20 protein-coding genes and 1 pseudogene are annotated in these 16262 nt (G+C 53.7%); 7 read left to right on the forward strand and 14 right to left on the reverse strand.

The annotated features are described in order from the left end of the window. A pseudogene (locus FDW87_RS23195) lies at window positions 1-234 on the forward strand (2',3'-cyclic-nucleotide 2'-phosphodiesterase); the annotation flags it as partial. Window positions 235-282: 48 nt separating this feature from the next. Here the strand turns inward: FDW87_RS23195 and FDW87_RS20465 are convergent. Then, the gene (locus tag FDW87_RS20465; protein WP_047358571.1) at window positions 283-687 is read right to left on the reverse strand and encodes a helix-turn-helix domain-containing protein; all 405 of its coding nucleotides are present in this window, start codon (window positions 685-687) and stop codon (window positions 283-285) included. Window positions 688-772: 85 nt separating this feature from the next. Between FDW87_RS20465 and FDW87_RS20470 the strand changes: the two genes are divergently transcribed. The 3 genes from FDW87_RS20470 (at window position 773) to FDW87_RS20480 (ending at window position 3569) form a co-directional block, all read left to right on the forward strand. Continuing rightward, window positions 773-1621 carry an SDR family oxidoreductase gene (locus tag FDW87_RS20470; RefSeq protein WP_016155524.1) on the forward strand — a complete coding sequence of 283 codons (849 nt, stop codon included), beginning with the start codon at window positions 773-775 and terminating at the stop codon, window positions 1619-1621. An 81-nt stretch (window positions 1622-1702) separates the two neighbouring features. Beyond that, entirely contained in the window at window positions 1703-2527 is an 825-nt protein-coding gene (locus FDW87_RS20475) for an AraC family transcriptional regulator (protein ID WP_016155523.1), read from the forward strand. 76 nt (window positions 2528-2603) lie between these two features. Continuing rightward, window positions 2604-3569, forward strand: coding sequence for a DMT family transporter (locus FDW87_RS20480; RefSeq protein ID WP_016151440.1), 966 nt, complete (start codon window positions 2604-2606; stop codon window positions 3567-3569). A gap of 63 nt (window positions 3570-3632) precedes the next feature. Here the strand turns inward: FDW87_RS20480 and FDW87_RS20485 are convergent, their stop codons facing one another. Further along, window positions 3633-5186, reverse strand: coding sequence for a methyl-accepting chemotaxis protein (locus FDW87_RS20485; protein ID WP_046275835.1), 1554 nt, complete (start codon window positions 5184-5186; stop codon window positions 3633-3635). 244 nt (window positions 5187-5430) lie between these two features. Here FDW87_RS20485 and ytfE point away from each other — a divergent pair, with 244 nt between their 5' ends. Then, window positions 5431-6093: an iron-sulfur cluster repair protein YtfE gene (gene ytfE, locus FDW87_RS20490; RefSeq protein WP_003025690.1), complete on the forward strand. Its 663-nt coding sequence runs from the start codon at window positions 5431-5433 to the stop codon at window positions 6091-6093. An 80-nt stretch (window positions 6094-6173) separates the two neighbouring features. Here ytfE and cycA read toward each other — a convergent pair whose 3' ends face one another. Beyond that, the gene (cycA, locus tag FDW87_RS20495; protein WP_016151437.1) at window positions 6174-7583 is read right to left on the reverse strand and encodes a D-serine/D-alanine/glycine transporter; all 1410 of its coding nucleotides are present in this window, start codon (window positions 7581-7583) and stop codon (window positions 6174-6176) included. Between the two features lie 309 nt (window positions 7584-7892). Continuing rightward, on the reverse strand, window positions 7893-8513 hold the full coding sequence (gene fklB, locus FDW87_RS20500) for an FKBP-type peptidyl-prolyl cis-trans isomerase (protein WP_029139741.1): 621 nt from the start codon (window positions 8511-8513) through the stop codon (window positions 7893-7895). 219 nt (window positions 8514-8732) lie between these two features. On the opposite strand from fklB, the gene FDW87_RS20505 reads away from it, so the two are divergent. After that, a complete protein-coding gene (locus FDW87_RS20505) occupies window positions 8733-9383 on the forward strand; it encodes a LysM-like peptidoglycan-binding domain-containing protein (RefSeq protein WP_137380116.1) in 651 nt (216 codons plus the stop codon). Window positions 9384-9437: 54 nt separating this feature from the next. Here the strand turns inward: FDW87_RS20505 and FDW87_RS20510 are convergent, their stop codons facing one another. The 6 genes from FDW87_RS20510 to FDW87_RS20535 all read right to left on the reverse strand — a co-directional run bounded on the left by FDW87_RS20510 (window position 9438) and on the right by FDW87_RS20535 (window position 12868). Next, window positions 9438-10361, reverse strand: a complete 924-nt coding sequence (locus FDW87_RS20510) for a DMT family transporter (RefSeq protein ID WP_019078212.1) — start codon at window positions 10359-10361, stop codon at window positions 9438-9440. Window positions 10362-10504: 143 nt separating this feature from the next. Further along, window positions 10505-10954, reverse strand: a complete 450-nt coding sequence (gene rplI, locus FDW87_RS20515; protein WP_003025676.1) for a 50S ribosomal protein L9 — start codon at window positions 10952-10954, stop codon at window positions 10505-10507. Between the two features lie 41 nt (window positions 10955-10995). Beyond that, window positions 10996-11223, reverse strand: a complete 228-nt coding sequence (gene rpsR / locus FDW87_RS20520) for a 30S ribosomal protein S18 (RefSeq protein ID WP_000135199.1) — start codon at window positions 11221-11223, stop codon at window positions 10996-10998. Between the two features lie 4 nt (window positions 11224-11227). Further along, on the reverse strand, window positions 11228-11542 hold the full coding sequence (gene priB / locus FDW87_RS20525) for a primosomal replication protein N (RefSeq protein WP_003025674.1): 315 nt from the start codon (window positions 11540-11542) through the stop codon (window positions 11228-11230). Between the two features lie 6 nt (window positions 11543-11548). Continuing rightward, a complete protein-coding gene (gene rpsF / locus FDW87_RS20530; RefSeq protein ID WP_016151433.1) occupies window positions 11549-11944 on the reverse strand; it encodes a 30S ribosomal protein S6 in 396 nt (131 codons plus the stop codon). Window positions 11945-12103: 159 nt separating this feature from the next. After that, the gene (locus FDW87_RS20535) at window positions 12104-12868 is read right to left on the reverse strand and encodes a TSUP family transporter (protein ID WP_137380117.1); all 765 of its coding nucleotides are present in this window, start codon (window positions 12866-12868) and stop codon (window positions 12104-12106) included. 298 nt (window positions 12869-13166) lie between these two features. Here FDW87_RS20535 and yjfY point away from each other — a divergent pair, with 298 nt between their 5' ends. Further along, window positions 13167-13442, forward strand: a complete 276-nt coding sequence (yjfY, locus tag FDW87_RS20540) for a DUF1471 family protein YjfY (protein WP_016155520.1) — start codon at window positions 13167-13169, stop codon at window positions 13440-13442. Window positions 13443-13572: 130 nt separating this feature from the next. On the opposite strand, the gene FDW87_RS20545 is transcribed toward yjfY, so the two are convergent. The 4 genes from FDW87_RS20545 to ulaC are packed head-to-tail and all read right to left on the reverse strand — an operon-like array spanning window position 13573 to window position 16253. Next, window positions 13573-14259: an L-ribulose-5-phosphate 4-epimerase gene (locus FDW87_RS20545; protein WP_046275836.1), complete on the reverse strand. Its 687-nt coding sequence runs from the start codon at window positions 14257-14259 to the stop codon at window positions 13573-13575. Beyond that, a complete protein-coding gene (locus FDW87_RS20550; protein ID WP_137380118.1) occupies window positions 14259-15113 on the reverse strand; it encodes an L-ribulose-5-phosphate 3-epimerase in 855 nt (284 codons plus the stop codon). Before FDW87_RS20550 ends, FDW87_RS20545 begins: the two co-directional genes overlap by 1 nt. A 9-nt stretch (window positions 15114-15122) precedes the next feature. Continuing rightward, window positions 15123-15773 (reverse strand): 3-keto-L-gulonate-6-phosphate decarboxylase UlaD, encoded by a 651-nt coding sequence (gene ulaD / locus FDW87_RS20555; protein WP_046275837.1) that lies wholly within the window; start codon window positions 15771-15773, stop codon window positions 15123-15125. Between the two features lie 12 nt (window positions 15774-15785). Continuing rightward, entirely contained in the window at window positions 15786-16253 is a 468-nt protein-coding gene (gene ulaC / locus FDW87_RS20560) for a PTS ascorbate transporter subunit IIA (RefSeq protein WP_016155516.1), read from the reverse strand. Window positions 16254-16262 lie beyond the last annotated feature (9 nt).

The raw sequence follows: 16262 nt of genomic DNA on the forward strand, positions 1-16262 counted from the left end.
CTGGCAGCATGGATAGGTTCCCAGACAAAGAGCGCAGGCGAAATTCATCCGGCGGCAGATAACAACTGGCGTTTGGCGCCGATTCACAGCGAGACACAACTGGATATTCGCTTTGAAACATCACCGTCTGATAAAGCCGCTGCGTTTATCAAAGAGAAAGGCCAGTATCCACTGAAGAAAGTCGCTACCGATGACATCGGCTTCGCCATTTATCAGTTGGATTTGAGTAAGTAAGACCACGCCGGGTGGCGCTGCGCCATCCGGCAAGCCCGACCAGGTCGTTTACGTCGATGCCGGGACGTCTTCGTTCTTAACGGTATGATTTGCCAAAACCTGCGGCAAATTCACCTCTATCCAGTCCGCCAGCGCTGCGACTTTTTCGCTCACCTGCTCACCCAACGGTGTCAGGCTATACTCCACATGCGGCGGTACCACCGGATATGACACCCGATTGATAAACCCGTCCTGTTCTAACGCCTGCAGGGATTGCGCCAGCATTTTTTCACTGACGCCGCCCATCTTACGGCGCAAATCGCTGAAACGGTGCGTACCGTCGCGCAGCGCCACCAGAATCAATACACCCCAGCGGCTGGTGACGTGTTTTAACACCTCGCGGGAGGGACACTGCTCGGCAAACAAGTTGCCATCACGTAATTGCTGGGAGAGCGTCAAAGCTGTCATTTTCATACTAACCTTTTTGTACGTACTTACTAAAAGTAAGTTTAGGTGTTAATGTGATTAAACACAAGACCAATACCAAAGGAGTTATCCTATGATCGCGATTACTGGTGCCACTGGCCAACTGGGCCAACACGTTATTGAAACGCTACTGAAAACCGTTCCTGCCAGCCAGATTGTGGCTATTGTGCGTAATCCTGCTAAAGCGACGGCGCTTAGCCAGCAGGGCATTACCGTTCGTCAGGCGGATTACAGTGATGAAGCTGCCTTTACCACGGCCTTACAGGGGATAGACAAGTTACTGCTAATCTCCTCCAGCGAAGTGGGACAACGTGCCCCGCAGCATCGCAACGTGATTAACGCGGCGAAAGCGGCCCACGTGAAATTTATCGCCTACACCAGCCTGCTGCACGCCGATCGCTCCCCGCTGGGGCTGGCTGATGAGCATGTCGCAACCGAGAAGATGCTGGCTGAATCCGGTATCGCGTACGCGCTGCTGCGTAACGGTTGGTACACCGAAAACTATCTCGCCAGCGCACCAGCCGCGCTGGAACACGGCGTGTTTATTGGGGCGGCGGGAGAAGGCAAAATCGCCTCGGCGACCCGTGCCGACTATGCCGCTGCCGCCGCGCGCGTCATCAGTGAAGACGGTCATGCCGGTAAAATCTATGAACTGGCGGGCGACGCAGGCTGGACCCTGAGCCAGCTGGCGGCCGAACTGGCAAAACAGAGCGGTAAAAAAGTGGTGTATCAAAACCTGAGCGAAGCTGATTTTGCCGCCGCGCTGAAAAGTGTAGGTCTACCTGCCGGACTGGCGGACATGCTGGCTGACTCAGACGTTGGTGCCTCTAAAGGTGGCCTCTTCGACGACAGCCATACGCTGAGCAAACTGATTGGTCGCCCAACCACGTCGCTGGCAGACAGCGTCAAAGGCATCGTGTAAGTGTTAAAAATTAGTTAATTGTGGTGGCATCCCCGCGCATCCTCTCTGATAATGACATGATGATGCGTGGGGAGAGAATACGTGCAAGGTGTACCTGAGCAGTTTATTGATGAGAAAGACAGCGCCCGCTTTCGCCATCTGGCACAGGTGCCGGGCGTTGAGCTGTATCATGCGCACATCTCGCGTTACGCCTTTGAACCCCACACACATGAAGCGTTTGGTATTGGCGCGATAGAAGCCGGAGCCGAACGTTTTCGCTATCGCGGCACGCAGTACGTGGCCCCCGCCCATTCCGTCGTCACCATGAATCCCGATGAGCTACATACCGGCGAAGCGGAAACCGCCGACGGCTGGCGTTATCGGATGATCTATCTTGAGCCCGATCTTCTGGAAGAAGTCACCGGGATCCGCCACTGGTGGTTTCATGACGTAACGCGTCACGATCCGCTACGCTCGCGCCAGATCTGCTCGCTGATCCATGGCCTGTGGAACACTGAGGATCCGCTGGCGCAAAAAGGGTTATTACTCGATCTGATCGACACGTTCCAGCCGCTGGCCCGCCATGCGCCGGTATTACCGGAGGGAGCGCATCGCTTTGAGCGGGTACGTGAGTATTTGCACGATAATTATATGCACCCGGTCACGCTCGACGAACTGGCGCGGGTTGCAGCGCTGAGTCCCTGGCATTTTCAGCGCCAGTTTAAATCTCATTTCCACGTCACGCCGCACCAGATGCTGATGGCGATCCGCCTGTGGCGAGCCAAAGGTTTTCTCACTCACGGAATGCCCGCCGCGGAGGTCGCTGCCGCAACCGGCCTCACCGACCAGTCGCATCTCACCCGCGCGTTTACCCATCGCTACGGTATTACGCCGGTACGTTATCAGAAACAAGTCGTCCGGCGTTGAACAGCAATCTCATACAATACGGCTGCATTTTTCCTGCCTACACTCGACTTATTGTTAAGCGATGTGGATGTCAAAAATGATTAGCGGCGTGTTGTATGCCCTGCTGGCTGGGCTGATGTGGGGATTAATTTTTGTTGGGCCGCTGATCGTACCGGAATACCCGGCGGTATTGCAGTCGATGGGACGCTATCTGGCGCTGGGGCTAATAGCGTTGCCGATTGCCTGGCTGGGACGTGTGCGCTTGCGTCAGTTGACGCGCAAAGACTGGGTCACTGCGCTGGCGCTAACGATGATGGGTAATCTGATTTATTACGTTTGCCTGGCAAGCGCCATCCAGCGCACTGGCGCGCCGGTTTCAACGATGATTATTGGTACATTGCCGGTTGTGATCCCGGTCTTCGCTAACCTGCTCTACAGCCAGCGCGACGGCAAATTATCATGGTGGCGTCTGTCGCCTGCGCTGGTGCTGATTGGTATCGGTCTGCTGTGCGTGAATATCTCGGAGCTGAATCAAGGCTTACCCGACTTTAGCGGCTGGCGTTATGGTTCTGGAATCGCGCTGGCGCTGATCTCGGTAGTGTGTTGGGCGTGGTATGCGCTGCGTAATGCCCGCTGGCTGCGCGAGAATCCAGATAAGCACCCGATGATGTGGGCGACGGCCCAGGCACTGGTAACGTTGCCTGTTTCTCTGCTCGGTTATATTGCAGCCTGCCTGTGGCTGAACGGGCAAACGCCGGACTTTGCCCTGCCCTTCGGCCCACGTCCGGGCGTGTTTATCGGCCTGATGATAGCGATTGCGGTATTGTGTTCGTGGGTTGGCGCACTGTGCTGGAACGTCGCCAGCCAAAAATTGCCGACGGTGATCCTCGGCCCGCTGATTGTCTTCGAAACGCTGGCTGGCCTGGTGTACACCTTTATCCTGCGCCAGGAATTCCCGCCGCTGCTGACGGTAAGCGGCATTGCGCTGCTGATTGTTGGGGTGGTGATAGCCGTCAGAGCCAAACCACAGAAACCAAGCGTCGTCGTGGTTCCACAATCATAATGGCCCGGACGGCGCTGCGCTAATCCGACCTACAAGATATTATTTTGTAGGCCGGAGTAGACGTTAAACTTTAAACACCGCTACGGTCTGATTCAGTCGTGCTGCCTGCTCTTCGAGCGCGGCGGCGGCGGAAGCGGACTCCTCCACCAGCGAGGCGTTTTGCTGCGTCACGCGATCCATCTCGGCAACCGCCTGACCTACCTGATCGATACCCCGGCTCTGTTCATCAGAAGCCGAGGCTATCTCGCCCATGATGTCGGTCACACGGGTCACGGCGCTCACAATTTCCGCCATCGTTTCACCCGCTTCATGCACCAGCGCCGTACCGGCATTCACCCGATTCCCCGAGTCATCAATCAGTGCCTTAATCTCTTTCGCCGCCTGAGCGCTACGCTGTGCCAGTGTACGGACCTCGCCAGCGACCACGGCAAACCCGCGCCCCTGCTCGCCCGCACGCGCCGCTTCTACTGCCGCGTTCAGCGCCAGAATATTGGTCTGGAAGGCAATGCCGTCGATAACATTGGTAATTTGCGCGATTTTGCTGGAACTGGTGGCAATTTCATCCATCGTACGCACTACGCCATCAACCACGGTTCCGCCTTTCTGCGCCGTCTGTGAGGCATTTTTTGCCAGACTGGTCGCCTGACGCGCGTTATCCGCGTTCTGCTTCACGGTAGCGGTGAGTTGTTCCATGCTGGCAGCAGTCTCTTCCAGAGAGGCGGCCTGCTGCTCGGTACGTGAAGAGAGATCGTTACTGCCGGCGGCAATTTCACCTGCGCCGGTATAGATGGTGTCAGCCCCGTCACGCACCACGCTGACTGTGTTCGCCAGCGCCTGCTGCATGTCGCGAACGTTGACTGCCAGCAGCGCCATCTCATTGCTGCCATCGGCGTTGATGCTGTGCGTCAAATCACCCGCAGCAATGTGGCGAATATGTCCCATCACTTCGTGGAGAGGCTTGAGCAGCACTCGCTGCATTGCCAGCCAGCTGGCGATAATCACGGTGACGACAATCAGCATCACGGCGGACAGCAGCCAGATTATCTTCTGGTAATCACTCTCATTGTCCTGCACCCCGGCAGTGGCCAGCGCCGTTTGCGCGCTACGCCATTCCCGATAAACTTCCTGCATGGCCGTTTGCTTTTGCTCGGCATTCTGCTTGAACATCTCTTCCAGCTTACCTTCAGCCAGCAGCGCGTTCATTTTAGCCAGCGTCGCAGAATAGATGCCGTACTGCTCTTCCAGTCGATCGGCCAGATGTTCATCAAGCCCCGGCGTTTCCGGCAGGGCATAGTATTTATCGTAATGCTCTTTCGATTCTGCTAACAGGCGATTTGCCGTGTTCACCAGTTCCTTCAACTGACCGCCGTTAATCTCGCTGGCCATCGTTCCCTGTAAACGCAACATGCCCCGGTTGAGCGTGACGCGAGCCTGGTTCAGGCTAATCCACGCATCGGTAAACTCGGCCACGTTCTGGCTGGAAAGCTGAGAGACGTTAAAGTTTTGCTTATCGTTATTGAGCGCGCCAATAAAGACGCCCGCGGAGATGAGCTGCATCGCGCCCAGGGCGAGTAACACGGTGATAAGTAGGGTTATCACTTTGATTCGTTTAAACATCTGTAGCCTTTTATTATGCAGGTATTGTCTGAGGTCTAACTATCGGCAGCGGCGTGCGCTTATTTAATCCTGTCGCGCGGCTTTTTTCGCCATCCCTCTCCTTTCTAATAAGATTCAGCACCTTAACGAAACAAGAAATTTTCGTGACATTCCTCACAAAACACCCCACCCCGAAAGGGTTATATCCTTCGCCATAAGTTGCATTTAAAATACATCTTATATTATTAAGAATGAGGTAACGGCAATGTCTTATCGCGATCAACCTTTAGGTGAACTGGCGCTCTCTATTCCTCGCGCTTCGGCCCTGTTTCGTAAATACGATATGGATTACTGCTGCGGCGGTAAGCAAACGCTGGCACGCGCTGCTGCGCGTAAAGAGCTGGATTTAGACGTTATTGAGGCACAGCTCGCGCAGTTGGCTGAACAGCCGCTGGAGAAAGACTGGCGTACCGTGGCACTGGCTGAAATCATCGATCATATCATCGTGCGTTATCACGACAGACACCGCGAACAGCTGCCGGAACTGATCCTGCAGGCCACGAAAGTTGAACGCGTTCACGCAGATAAACCGAACGTACCACGCGGTCTGGCGAAAAACCTGACCATGCTGCATGAAGAGCTGTCCAGCCATATGATGAAAGAAGAGCAGATCCTGTTCCCGATGATCAAACAGGGCATGGGTAGCCAGGCGATGGGACCAATCAGCGTGATGGAAAGCGAACATGACGATGCCGGTGAACTGGTCGAAGTGATCAAACACATCACCCATAACGTGACGCCGCCGCCAGAAGCCTGCACCACCTGGAAAGCCATGTATAACGGCATTAACGAGATGATCGACGACTTGATGGAACACATCAGTCTGGAAAATAATGTGTTGTTCCCGCGAGCTCTCGCCGGGGAGTAAAGATATCGCCGGATAGCGCTAACGCGTATCCGGCCTACGGAATTCAGGCCCGGTAAGCATCGCGCTACCGGGCACTAAAATTAACGCATACCTGCCATACGTTTCTTACCGATAAACAACCAACCCAGACCCAGCGCGATGAACCACAGCGGCGTCACGATCAGCGCCTGGCGGGTATCATCTTCCAGCGTCAGCAGTACCAGTACGAAGACGAAGAACGCCATACATACCCAGCACATCAGCTTGCCTAGCGGCATCTTGTAGATTGATTTTTCATGCAGGTGCGGACGCTGCTTGCGGTACACCAGGTACGAGCAAAGAATGATGGTCCAGACGAACATGAACAGAATCGCCGACACGGTGGTGATCATGGTGAACGCGCCAATCACGCTCGGGTTCACGTAAAGCATCACCACGCCGCCCAGCAGACAGATACAGGAGAAGGTTAAACCTTTCGCCGGAACTGCGCGTTTAGACAGTTTGGCAAACGCTTTAGGCGCTACGCCTTCCTGTGCCAGGCCGAACAGCATACGGCTGGTAGAGAACACGCCACTATTTGCGGAAGAGGCAGCTGAAGTCAGCACCACAAAGTTGATCAGGCTCGCCGCGGCAGGCAGACCGACCAGCACAAACAGTTCAACGAATGGGCTCTTGGTTGGCACTACCGAGCTCCACGGTGTTACAGACATAATCACGATCAGCGCAAAAACGTAGAACATGATGATACGGATCGGAATCGAGTTAATGGCGCGCGGCAGAGATTTCTCCGGGTCCTTGGTTTCTGCAGCGGTCGTTCCCACCAGCTCAATCCCCACAAACGCGAACACGGCTATCTGGAAGCCAGCAAAGAAGCCGCTCAGACCTTTCGGGAACCAGCCACCGTCATTCCACAGATGCGTGAACGATGCCTGAACGCCGGTTGGCGACTGGAAGTGCGTCAACACCATCACCAGACCAACGACAATCAGGCCGATGATGGCGACGATTTTGATCATCGCAAACCAGAACTCCATCTCACCGAACATTTTTACAGTGGCAAGGTTGAGGCTCAGCAGCAGCACGATCACCGCCAGCGAGGCGACCCAGTCTGAAAGTTCGGGGAACCAGAATTGCGCATACGCCGTAATGGCGACAACGTCTGCCATCCCGGTAACAACCCAGCAGAACCAGTAAGTCCAGCCGGTAAAATACCCGGCCCATGGCCCGAGCAGGTCAGAGGCGAAATCACTAAAAGATTTGTACTCCAGATTCGAGAGCAGCAATTCACCCATTGCACGCATCACGAAAAACAGCATAAAACCGATAATCATATACACAAAGATGATCGACGGTCCGGCGAGGCTGATGGTTTTACCAGAGCCCATAAACAGGCCGGTACCAATAGCACCACCAATGGCAATAAGTTGAATATGACGGTTTGTGAGATTGCGCCGTAGCGACTGTTCAGACGAAGCCTCTTCAGCGGCGTCGACTTTTACCTGATCTACCATGTTTTTTCTTCCTGTACCTGTCTGTGTTGTTCAGGCTCTACGGCCTTTAGTGTGTCTATGATACGACGTTCCTGATTATCAGGACTCATCGATATTAGGTAAGAATTGGCGGGATGAATACTAAGATTTAGATATAATGTTAATTTAATGTTTAAAGTGAGTGTCATATCACTCTGATAGCGCGAATCAGCTCACAAAAATACACGCTAACGAGGCATTTTCAAAATAAAATATCGACAACCACGTAACTATAGCTTTTCACGCTATTTTTTTGTTCCCCCCGGCCTCGGAGGGAACAGAAGTCACTGCTTACAGGATCTCAAGCAGCTCAACGTCGAACACCAGCGTGCTGAACGGAGGAATGGACGCACCAGCGCCACGCTCGCCGTAAGCCAGTTCCTGAGGAATAGTCAGTTCCCATTTGGAACCTACCGGCATCAGGGTCAGCGCTTCAATCCAGCCAGGGATCACGCCGTTAACCGGGAATTCAGCCGGTTCGCCGCGTGCGACAGAGCTGTCAAACACGGTACCGTCGATCAGTTTACCGGTGTAGTGCACGCGAACGCGGTCAGTACGCGCTGGAATAGCACCTTCGCCCTGAGTCAGCACACGGAACTGCAAACCGGATTCAGTGCTGTTCACACCGTCTTTCTCACGGTTTTCTTCCAGATATTTGACGCCATCAGCCGCCATAGCCTGGAAACGCTCGCGACGAACTGCATCAGCGCGTTCGTGGATTTCACGCAGTGCGCGATGCACAACATCAACCGGCACTGCCGGGTGCTTACCTTCCAGCGCGTCAGCGATACCCGCTACCAGCGCTTCAGGCAACAGTCCTTCCAGTCCGGATTCACTCAGCTGTTGTCCTACCTGCAAACCAATGCCGTAGCTTGCTTGCGCTTCGATAGTGTCAAAAGTCGGGTTAGCCATCATATTTCCTTTCATCGGATGTAAAGTAGCGGGCAGCATATCAGCCATGCCGCATCCGGTAAAACTTTGTCTCGGGAACAGATGACAAATCGCGAGGAAACATAAACAATAGGAATACCCCGCGTTGACGTCACGAAAGCGGGTAATATGACGAACATCATAGCATTAGCCATCTATACTCTATGATCGAGGAACGAGACGCGGAGCAGGAGGAAAGCCATGCCCGGGCGCTTTGAATTAAAACCAACCCTGGCGAAAATCTGGCATGCACCGGACAATTTTCGCATTATGGATCCGCTACCGCCTATGCACCGACGCGGCATTATAATTGCTGCTATCGTGCTGGTGATAGGCTTCCTGCTGCCCTCCAGTGACACCAGCGATGCCCCTGTGGTTACGCGTACTGCCCAGCTGGATTTACAGTCACAGTCGCAGCCGCCGACCGAAGCTCAACTGCAGGCACAGTTGGTCGCCCCGCAAAACGATCCGGGCCAGGTCGCTCCGCTTGCGCCTGAGCCAATCCAGGAAGGAGAACCAGACGCGCAGCCGCAGGCTCAGCAATCTCAGCCGCAGACGCAACCTTTCCAACAGGATAGTGGAATTGAGCAGCAGTGGCGCTCCTATCGCGTAGACTCGGGCAAAACGCTGGCGCAGGTATTCCGTGACCATAACCTCCCGCCAACCGATGTATACGCAATGGCGCAGGTTGAAGGTGCCGGAAAACCGCTGAGCAACCTGAAAGACGGCCAGATGGTACAAATCAGGCAGAATGCCAACGGCGTGGTAACGGGATTAACCATTGATACCGGTAATGGTCAGCAGGTACTGTTTACTCGACAACATAACGGCAGTTTTATTCGCGCCCGTTAACCGGCACACCTGTAGACCTGATAAACACAGCGCATCAGACATCAAGGTGAAGCGTCAGCGCTTCACCTTGTTCACCCACCAGATCCCGGAACAGACCAGCACCAGCGCCAGCGCATATTTCCATTCGAGAATGTTTTCGCCGAGGAATATCGCCGACAGAACCGCCCCCGAAACCGGGATCAGGAAGTTAAACGGCGCAATCATCCCCACGCGGTTATGCTTGAGCAGAATACTCCACAACGCAAAAGCGACCGAAGAGAGTAACGTCAGGTAGCCCAGGATCGCCACTGAAGACGCGCCGTGTACGGTTAGCGTGCCCCCAAAAGCGTAGCCGCCGATAACCAGCGCCAGACCGCCGACACCCAACTGATATCCTGTCATTACCGTCGGGTCTACCGTCTGAGAAATGCGTTTACCGTATAACGTGGCGGCAGAAAGAATAAAGGCCGCCATCACCACTGAACCGTCCCCTAACAGGCTGAAGCTAAAATCCAGTCCGCTGCTAAAGTTCACCACCATTACGCCGGTAAAACCCAGGATACAGCCCAGCACTTTGTTGTAGCTCAGCTTGTCGTTCTGATAGATAAAATGGGCCAGCAGCACGCTGAAGAAGGTGCCGGTCGCGTTCATGATCGACCCTTTCACCCCCGTCGTGAACGCCAGGCCAATATAGAAGAAGATGTATTGCAGCGAGGTTTGCGTCAGTCCCAACAGCGTGAGCTGACCGTACTGACGCGGGCTTAACCGGCCAATCGGTTTACGCTGCGCCACCGCCAGCAATAGCAGCAATAATCCAGCAAACAGGAAGCGATAACCGGCAAAGACAATTTTTGAAGGAATGTCATCCGTGGCAATCTGGAAGATCTCATATCCGCTTTTGATCGCCGGATAGGCGCTCCCCCACAGCAGACAGCAGAACGCTGCGCTCAGGTAGACAACATTTTTACGCGCAAACAGAGGTTGGTGCGTTGGTTCCATTCCATCACCATTTTAAAATAATGTTTTATTTTTATGATTATCCCGAAAAGGATAAAGAATAGCCAGAGCGAAAAGCGGAGGGAACAGAAAAGCAAAACGCCGACACAAGGCCGGCGCTTTTACGCGGTAATCAGAATAAAAACTTATTCTGCAACTACGTTTACAGTCAGCTTAGCAAACACTTCGCTGTGAACCTGGAAGCTCACTTCGTGCTCACCAGTGGTACGCAGAACGCCGTTCGGCAGACGAACTTCGCTCTTAGCTACTTCAACGCCAGCTGCAGTTACAGCGTCAGCGATGTCGCGAGTACCGATGGAACCGAACAGTTTACCTTCGTCGCCAGCTTTAGACGCGATGGTTACGGTTTCCAGTGCGTTGATTTTCTCAGCACGAGCTTCAGCAGCGGACAGAACGTCAGCCAGTTTAGCTTCCAGCTCAGCGCGACGCGCTTCGAAAAATTCAACGTTTTTCTTGGTAGCAGGAACAGCTTTACCCTGTGGTACCAGGAAGTTACGAGCATAGCCCGCTTTAACGTTAACCTGATCACCCAGGCTACCCAGGTTTGCTACTTTATCAAGCAGAATAACTTGCATTACCTTATCCTCTCAAAGTCGTATTAATGGACCGTGACCGATTACTGATGACGATCAGTGTACGGCAGCAGGGACAGGTAGCGAGCGCGTTTGATAGCGCGAGCCAGCTGACGCTGGTATTTTGCACGGGTACCGGTGATACGGCTTGGGACAATCTTACCGCTTTCGGTGATGTAGTTTTTCAGCGTAGCGATATCTTTATAGTCGATCTCTTGAACGCCTTCCGCGGTGAAACGGCAGAACTTGCGACGACGGAAATAACGTGCCATATGGCTAGTCTCCAGAATCTATCAATTCAATCTGCTCGGCATGCAGAACCATTTTGCTCAGGCCGTTCTTTGCCTTGTGGCAAGAGATGAACCCCTGAACGGTCACTGCGCTACCGACCGTTATACTGTGAGTAATGGCCTGGTTTTCGTGTCCGCTAATAATAACGGGCATTTGGCACCACGCCTGCCGGTGAAACCCGGCTTCCTCCTGCACAGAACGATGCTCAAGCACGAACTGGCAATGAGGAATTCCTGATGGACTGACCTTTCGAAGGGGAGCCCTGCACACGGTGCCGGACAACGCCAGACGGTTGGTCATCAGAAATTACTCTTCAGAATCCCCAGCTTCAGCATCATCTGCGGTTTCGTTAGCGAAATCATCGCGACGTTCACGACGCTCGTCTTTCGCTTTAACCATCGGAGATGCTTCGGTAACAGCGTGTTTAGTACGCATAACCATGCTGCGGATAACGGCATCGTTGAAGCGGAAGGTAGTTTCCAGCTCATCGATCACTTCCTGCGGCGCTTCAACGTTCAGCAGAACGTAGTGAGCTTTGTGCAGTTTGTTGATCGGGTAAGCCAGCTGACGGCGGCCCCAGTCTTCCAGACGGTGGATCGTGCCTTCTGCACCAGTGATGGCAGCAGTGTAGCGTTCGATCATACCCGGAACCTGTTCGCTCTGGTCAGGATGGACCATAAAAACGATTTCGTAATGACGCATCGAATTGCTCCTTACGGATTATTCAGCCTCCTGTCTGGGTCAGCCGAGGCCCGGGGAGGCAAGGAACGTGTTAAAGGTCGGCTGAAAAATTGACGCGTCATAATACTGGCGCCTGCCACTAAACTCAAGGTAATTGTACGATTATTTATCATGTCGCCATTAATACATATCCAGCAGCATTTTGACGCTGATGCAAATGGAGACAATGACAATCATGGGTCGGATAACTTTCTTGCCGCGCGTTAGTACGACCGTCGCGCCAAGACGTGCGCCGAGGGACTGCCCGGCAAACATCACCAGCCCCAGCGACCAGATCATTTTACCGCCAAAAATGAAGAACAATATCGAGGCGATGTTGGACGCCAGGTTAATAAAATTCGAGTGAATTTGCGCCTTATCGATGCTGTATCCCCACAGCAGGATATAGCTGAGGGTATAAAAGGAGCCAGCCCCGGCACCGAGAAAGCCGTCATAAAAGCCAATGCATCCCCCGCCGATCAACGAGAAGAGAAACAGGGATACCTGCTGCTTTCTTTTCGGTTCGCTGAGATTTGGCGCAAAAATAAAGTAGATAGCGACCGCGATAATCAGGATCGGGAGCAGTTTCTTCAGCAGCTCCGGTTCAATGAACTGGATAAGCGTCGTTCCCATCGCAGAACCGATAAAGGCAGATAAAAACACATACTTGTGCTCCTGCACGTTGATATGCCCCCGGCGTAAAAAATAAATCCCGGAGGTCAGCGAGCTGCCCAGCGCCTGAATTTTATTGGTTGCCAGCGCATTCGCCGGGGGTAAACCAGAAATTAACAGTGCGCCAATCGAGAGAAAACCACCGCCGCCCGACACCACGTTAATAAAGCCTGCCACCAGCGCGACCATAAACATAATCACAAAGTAGCTGAAATCCATGAATGAAGCATCCATAAGTTTTTGCCTTATTATCATAAAGTTATATTAATTATCCGGCTCACTATAAACGGCGTACTCACCCGATTAAATTGACTATTTGGTAAGTGCTTATGCGCGAAAGACAGGTATTTTTCACCGCAGCGGTACACACCAGCGGCCTGTTAATAAAAGAAAAGATGGCTATGCGGTAATTTTTTGAACAACTGCATCAGAAATGGTCGCTATCGACTGCGCCGGTAACGGTTAAAATTACATCAGAAGCTAATCACTCACAGGAGAGAGGCAACCAGAGACCGCAGTCGAGGAGGTACATATGCGAGCCCGTGTTTTGACCCTTCTGGCTATGCTTTTGCTTAGTGCAAATGCAACGGCAGCCATCAAAATTGACAATCATCAGGCCAGGAATATGGATGATGTGCAGAGCTTAGGCGTCATTTACATAAATCATAACTTCGCCACTGAAAGTGAAGCCACTCAGGCCCTGAATGAAGAGACCGATGCGCAAGGCGCAACCTACTACCACGTGATCCTCACCAGGGAACCCGGTAGTAACGGAAATATGCACGCCAGTGCAGATATTTACCGCTAGCACCAGAAATAACCAACGAGAACATTGCCGCAGTTTAATTTGCCCCCTTCACAGGGGGCTTTTTTTGCAAAAAAGTCCCGAAGCCAGATCGATAACATCCCCTGAATGATTGGGTTCCAGGACTTAGTCGTTACTTCTGTCCGTAATAGGCGTTTGGACCGTGCTTACGCATGAAATGCTTATTCATCAGATAACTGTCGATGGGGCTAAGAGCCGGATTGATACCACGCGCAATCCATGCCATTTTTGCCACTTCCTCCATCACCACGGCGTTATGTACCGCATCGTGAGCATCCTTGCCCCAGGCAAACGGGCCATGCTGGTACACCACTACGCCAGGCGTATGCAAAGGTTCCACCTCCCCCAGCGTTTCGACAATCACCTTACCGGTATTTAGCTCATACTCGCCCTGAACTTCAGCTTCAGTTAACGCCCTGGTGCAAGGAATATCGCCAAAGAAGTAATCCGCATGCGTCGTGCCGAACGAGGGAATTGCCAGACCCGCCTGCGCCCATGCCGTCGCGTGCGTTGAGTGGGTGTGCACCACGCCGCCGAGAGAAGAATAGCGGCGATACAGCTCCAGATGGGTGGCGGTATCAGAAGAAGGACGATAGCGCCCTTCCACTACGTTGCCGGCCAGATCCACAACCACCATGTCATCTACCTGCATCGTTTGGTAGTCGACGCCGCTAGGCTTAATCACCACCAGACCGCGCTCGCGGTCAATGGCGCTGACGTTCCCCCAGGTGAACGTCACCAGCCCGTAGCGCGGCAAATCCATATTGGCCTCAAAAACCTGCTGTTTAAGTTTTTGCATTACACCGCCTCCACCAGACCTGCGCTGGCCATTCGCGCCTTCACCCAGTCGCGCGCCTTCGCGACTTCACGTGCCGGGTCGTCCGACGTTTCACTCCACATCTCAATCAGGTATGGTCCGCAGTACCCACTCTGTTTGAGCGTCGCAAAACAACGTTCGAACTCAACAACCCCTTCACCAAACGGCACATTTTTGAATACACCGGGTTTGGTATCCTTCACGTGTACGGCAACGATATGACCCATCCCAGCCTGCAGCTCCATCTGCACGTCGTTATCCCACGCCGACAAATTGCCAATATCGGGATACAACTGGAACCACGGATTGTTGAGATAGTGGGCATAACCCAGTGCCTTGCTGATCGAATTCATTAGCGGATAATCCATGATTTCCATCGCCAGCGTCACCTGCGCGCGGCTCGCCATCTCCACGCTCTCTTTCAGCCCATCGCGAAACCGACGACGCGTTTCGTTATTGGCCTGCTGGTAATAGACGTCGTAACCCGCCAGTTGAATAACGCGAATACCGATATCCTGCGCAAACTGAATGGCTTTACGCATGATCTCCAGCCCCTGTTCGCGCACCGCATCATCTTCATTGCCAAGCGGGAAACGACGATGAGCGCTCAGGCACATGGACGGTACGCGTATCCCTGTCTCGGCGATAGCGGCCACCAGCGCCAGTCGCTGCTCGCGGCGCCAGTCAAGACGCGCCAGGCGATCGTCGGTTTCATCAACCGATATTTCGACAAAATCAAAGCCCAGTTCCTTCGCCAGCTGCAAGCGTTCCAGCCAGCACTCCCCGCCGGGGAGCGCTTTTTCATAGATACCGAGCGGGACCTGTTTCGACAGCATAGTCGCTCCTTATCCCCACAGTTGGGCGATGGAACGTTTGAACTGACGCGCAGCGTCTACCGGAGAGGCGGCATCGCGAATGCTGCGTCCGGCAATAAAGACGTGGATAGGGATCCCCTGGAACAGCGGCAGATCCTCCAGCGCCAGGCCACCGGTGACGGTGACCTTAAAGCCCATATCAGACAAGCGTTTGATGGCGCTGATATCTGCCTCTCCCCACGCCACACCCGCCGCCTGCGCGTCACGGCTGCGGTGATATACCACTTGCCCAATGCCCGCGTCACGCCACTCCTGCGCCTGCTCCCAGGTCCAGTAACCAGTCAGTTCAATCTGCACGTCGCCGTTAAATTCTTTCGCCACCTCCAGCGCCCCCCTGGTGGTGTTGATATCCGCGCAGCAGATGACGGTAACCCAGTCAGCATTGGCTTCGAAACACATGCGCGAGAGGATTTTACCCGCGTCGGCGATTTTGGCGTCCGCCAGCACAATTTTATGCGGATAAAGCGCCTTCAGATCGCGTACGGCGCGCACCCCCTCTGCCACGCAAAGAATCGTGCCCACCTCAATGATATCGACCTCTTCGGCAATCAGACGCGTCGTTTCATAGGCGGAAGACATTGATTGGTTATCCAGCGCAACCTGCAACATAGGTAATGACATTTTGGTATCCTTTTAAACAGCCGCCGCAGTGGCGTTATCAATTAAATCCAGCACTTCCTGCGCGGTACGGCAGGCGCGTAAACGGTCGAAATTGGCTTCGTCGTCAAAAAGATTCACGATCTGCATGATGCCGACTTCCTGATGTGTGTTGGCGTCTACTGCCGCCATGGTGATCAGGATGTCGACCGGGTCGTTATCTTCGTGGTTAAACACCAGCGGTGTTTTCAGCGTCACCAGCGCAAAACCGGTTTTCTTAACCCCTTCCTCCGGACGGCCGTGCGGCATCGCCAGGCCGGGCGCAATCACGAAATACGGGCCGAACTGTTCGACTCCGTCGAGGATGGCCTGGTAGTAGCGTGGTTCAACCACATCAGCCTTAACCAGCAGATCCACGCTCAGCTTTACCGCTTCCTGCCAGGAGCTGGCCTCAGCCTGTAAAAGGATGGTGTTATTGTCTGCCAGCGAATCACGTAATTTCATAGGCCGCCT

Source organism: Citrobacter sp. wls826 (assembly GCF_005281245.1).
Lineage (GTDB): Bacteria > Pseudomonadota > Gammaproteobacteria > Enterobacterales > Enterobacteriaceae > Citrobacter > Citrobacter braakii.

Excerpts from the sequence above, each read along its gene's own strand:
- FDW87_RS20465 (WP_047358571.1), bottom strand. The coding sequence starts at position 687 with ATGAAAATGACAGCTTTGACGCTCTCCCAGCAATTACGTGATGGCAAC.
- FDW87_RS20470 (WP_016155524.1), top strand. The coding sequence starts at position 773 with ATGATCGCGATTACTGGTGCCACTGGCCAACTGGGCCAACACGTTATT.
- FDW87_RS20480 (WP_016151440.1), top strand. The coding sequence starts at position 2,604 with ATGATTAGCGGCGTGTTGTATGCCCTGCTGGCTGGGCTGATGTGGGGA.
- FDW87_RS20485 (WP_046275835.1), bottom strand. The coding sequence starts at position 5,186 with ATGTTTAAACGAATCAAAGTGATAACCCTACTTATCACCGTGTTACTC.
- ytfE (WP_003025690.1), top strand. The coding sequence starts at position 5,431 with ATGTCTTATCGCGATCAACCTTTAGGTGAACTGGCGCTCTCTATTCCT.
- cycA (WP_016151437.1), bottom strand. The coding sequence starts at position 7,583 with ATGGTAGATCAGGTAAAAGTCGACGCCGCTGAAGAGGCTTCGTCTGAA.
- fklB (WP_029139741.1), bottom strand. The coding sequence starts at position 8,513 with ATGGCTAACCCGACTTTTGACACTATCGAAGCGCAAGCAAGCTACGGC.
- FDW87_RS20505 (WP_137380116.1), top strand. The coding sequence starts at position 8,733 with ATGCCCGGGCGCTTTGAATTAAAACCAACCCTGGCGAAAATCTGGCAT.
- FDW87_RS20510 (WP_019078212.1), bottom strand. The coding sequence starts at position 10,361 with ATGGAACCAACGCACCAACCTCTGTTTGCGCGTAAAAATGTTGTCTAC.
- rplI (WP_003025676.1), bottom strand. The coding sequence starts at position 10,954 with ATGCAAGTTATTCTGCTTGATAAAGTAGCAAACCTGGGTAGCCTGGGT.
- rpsR (WP_000135199.1), bottom strand. The coding sequence starts at position 11,223 with ATGGCACGTTATTTCCGTCGTCGCAAGTTCTGCCGTTTCACCGCGGAA.
- priB (WP_003025674.1), bottom strand. The coding sequence starts at position 11,542 with ATGACCAACCGTCTGGCGTTGTCCGGCACCGTGTGCAGGGCTCCCCTT.
- rpsF (WP_016151433.1), bottom strand. The coding sequence starts at position 11,944 with ATGCGTCATTACGAAATCGTTTTTATGGTCCATCCTGACCAGAGCGAA.
- FDW87_RS20535 (WP_137380117.1), bottom strand. The coding sequence starts at position 12,868 with ATGGATGCTTCATTCATGGATTTCAGCTACTTTGTGATTATGTTTATG.
- yjfY (WP_016155520.1), top strand. The coding sequence starts at position 13,167 with ATGCGAGCCCGTGTTTTGACCCTTCTGGCTATGCTTTTGCTTAGTGCA.
- FDW87_RS20545 (WP_046275836.1), bottom strand. The coding sequence starts at position 14,259 with ATGCAAAAACTTAAACAGCAGGTTTTTGAGGCCAATATGGATTTGCCG.
- FDW87_RS20550 (WP_137380118.1), bottom strand. The coding sequence starts at position 15,113 with ATGCTGTCGAAACAGGTCCCGCTCGGTATCTATGAAAAAGCGCTCCCC.
- ulaD (WP_046275837.1), bottom strand. The coding sequence starts at position 15,773 with ATGTCATTACCTATGTTGCAGGTTGCGCTGGATAACCAATCAATGTCT.
- ulaC (WP_016155516.1), bottom strand. The coding sequence starts at position 16,253 with ATGAAATTACGTGATTCGCTGGCAGACAATAACACCATCCTTTTACAG.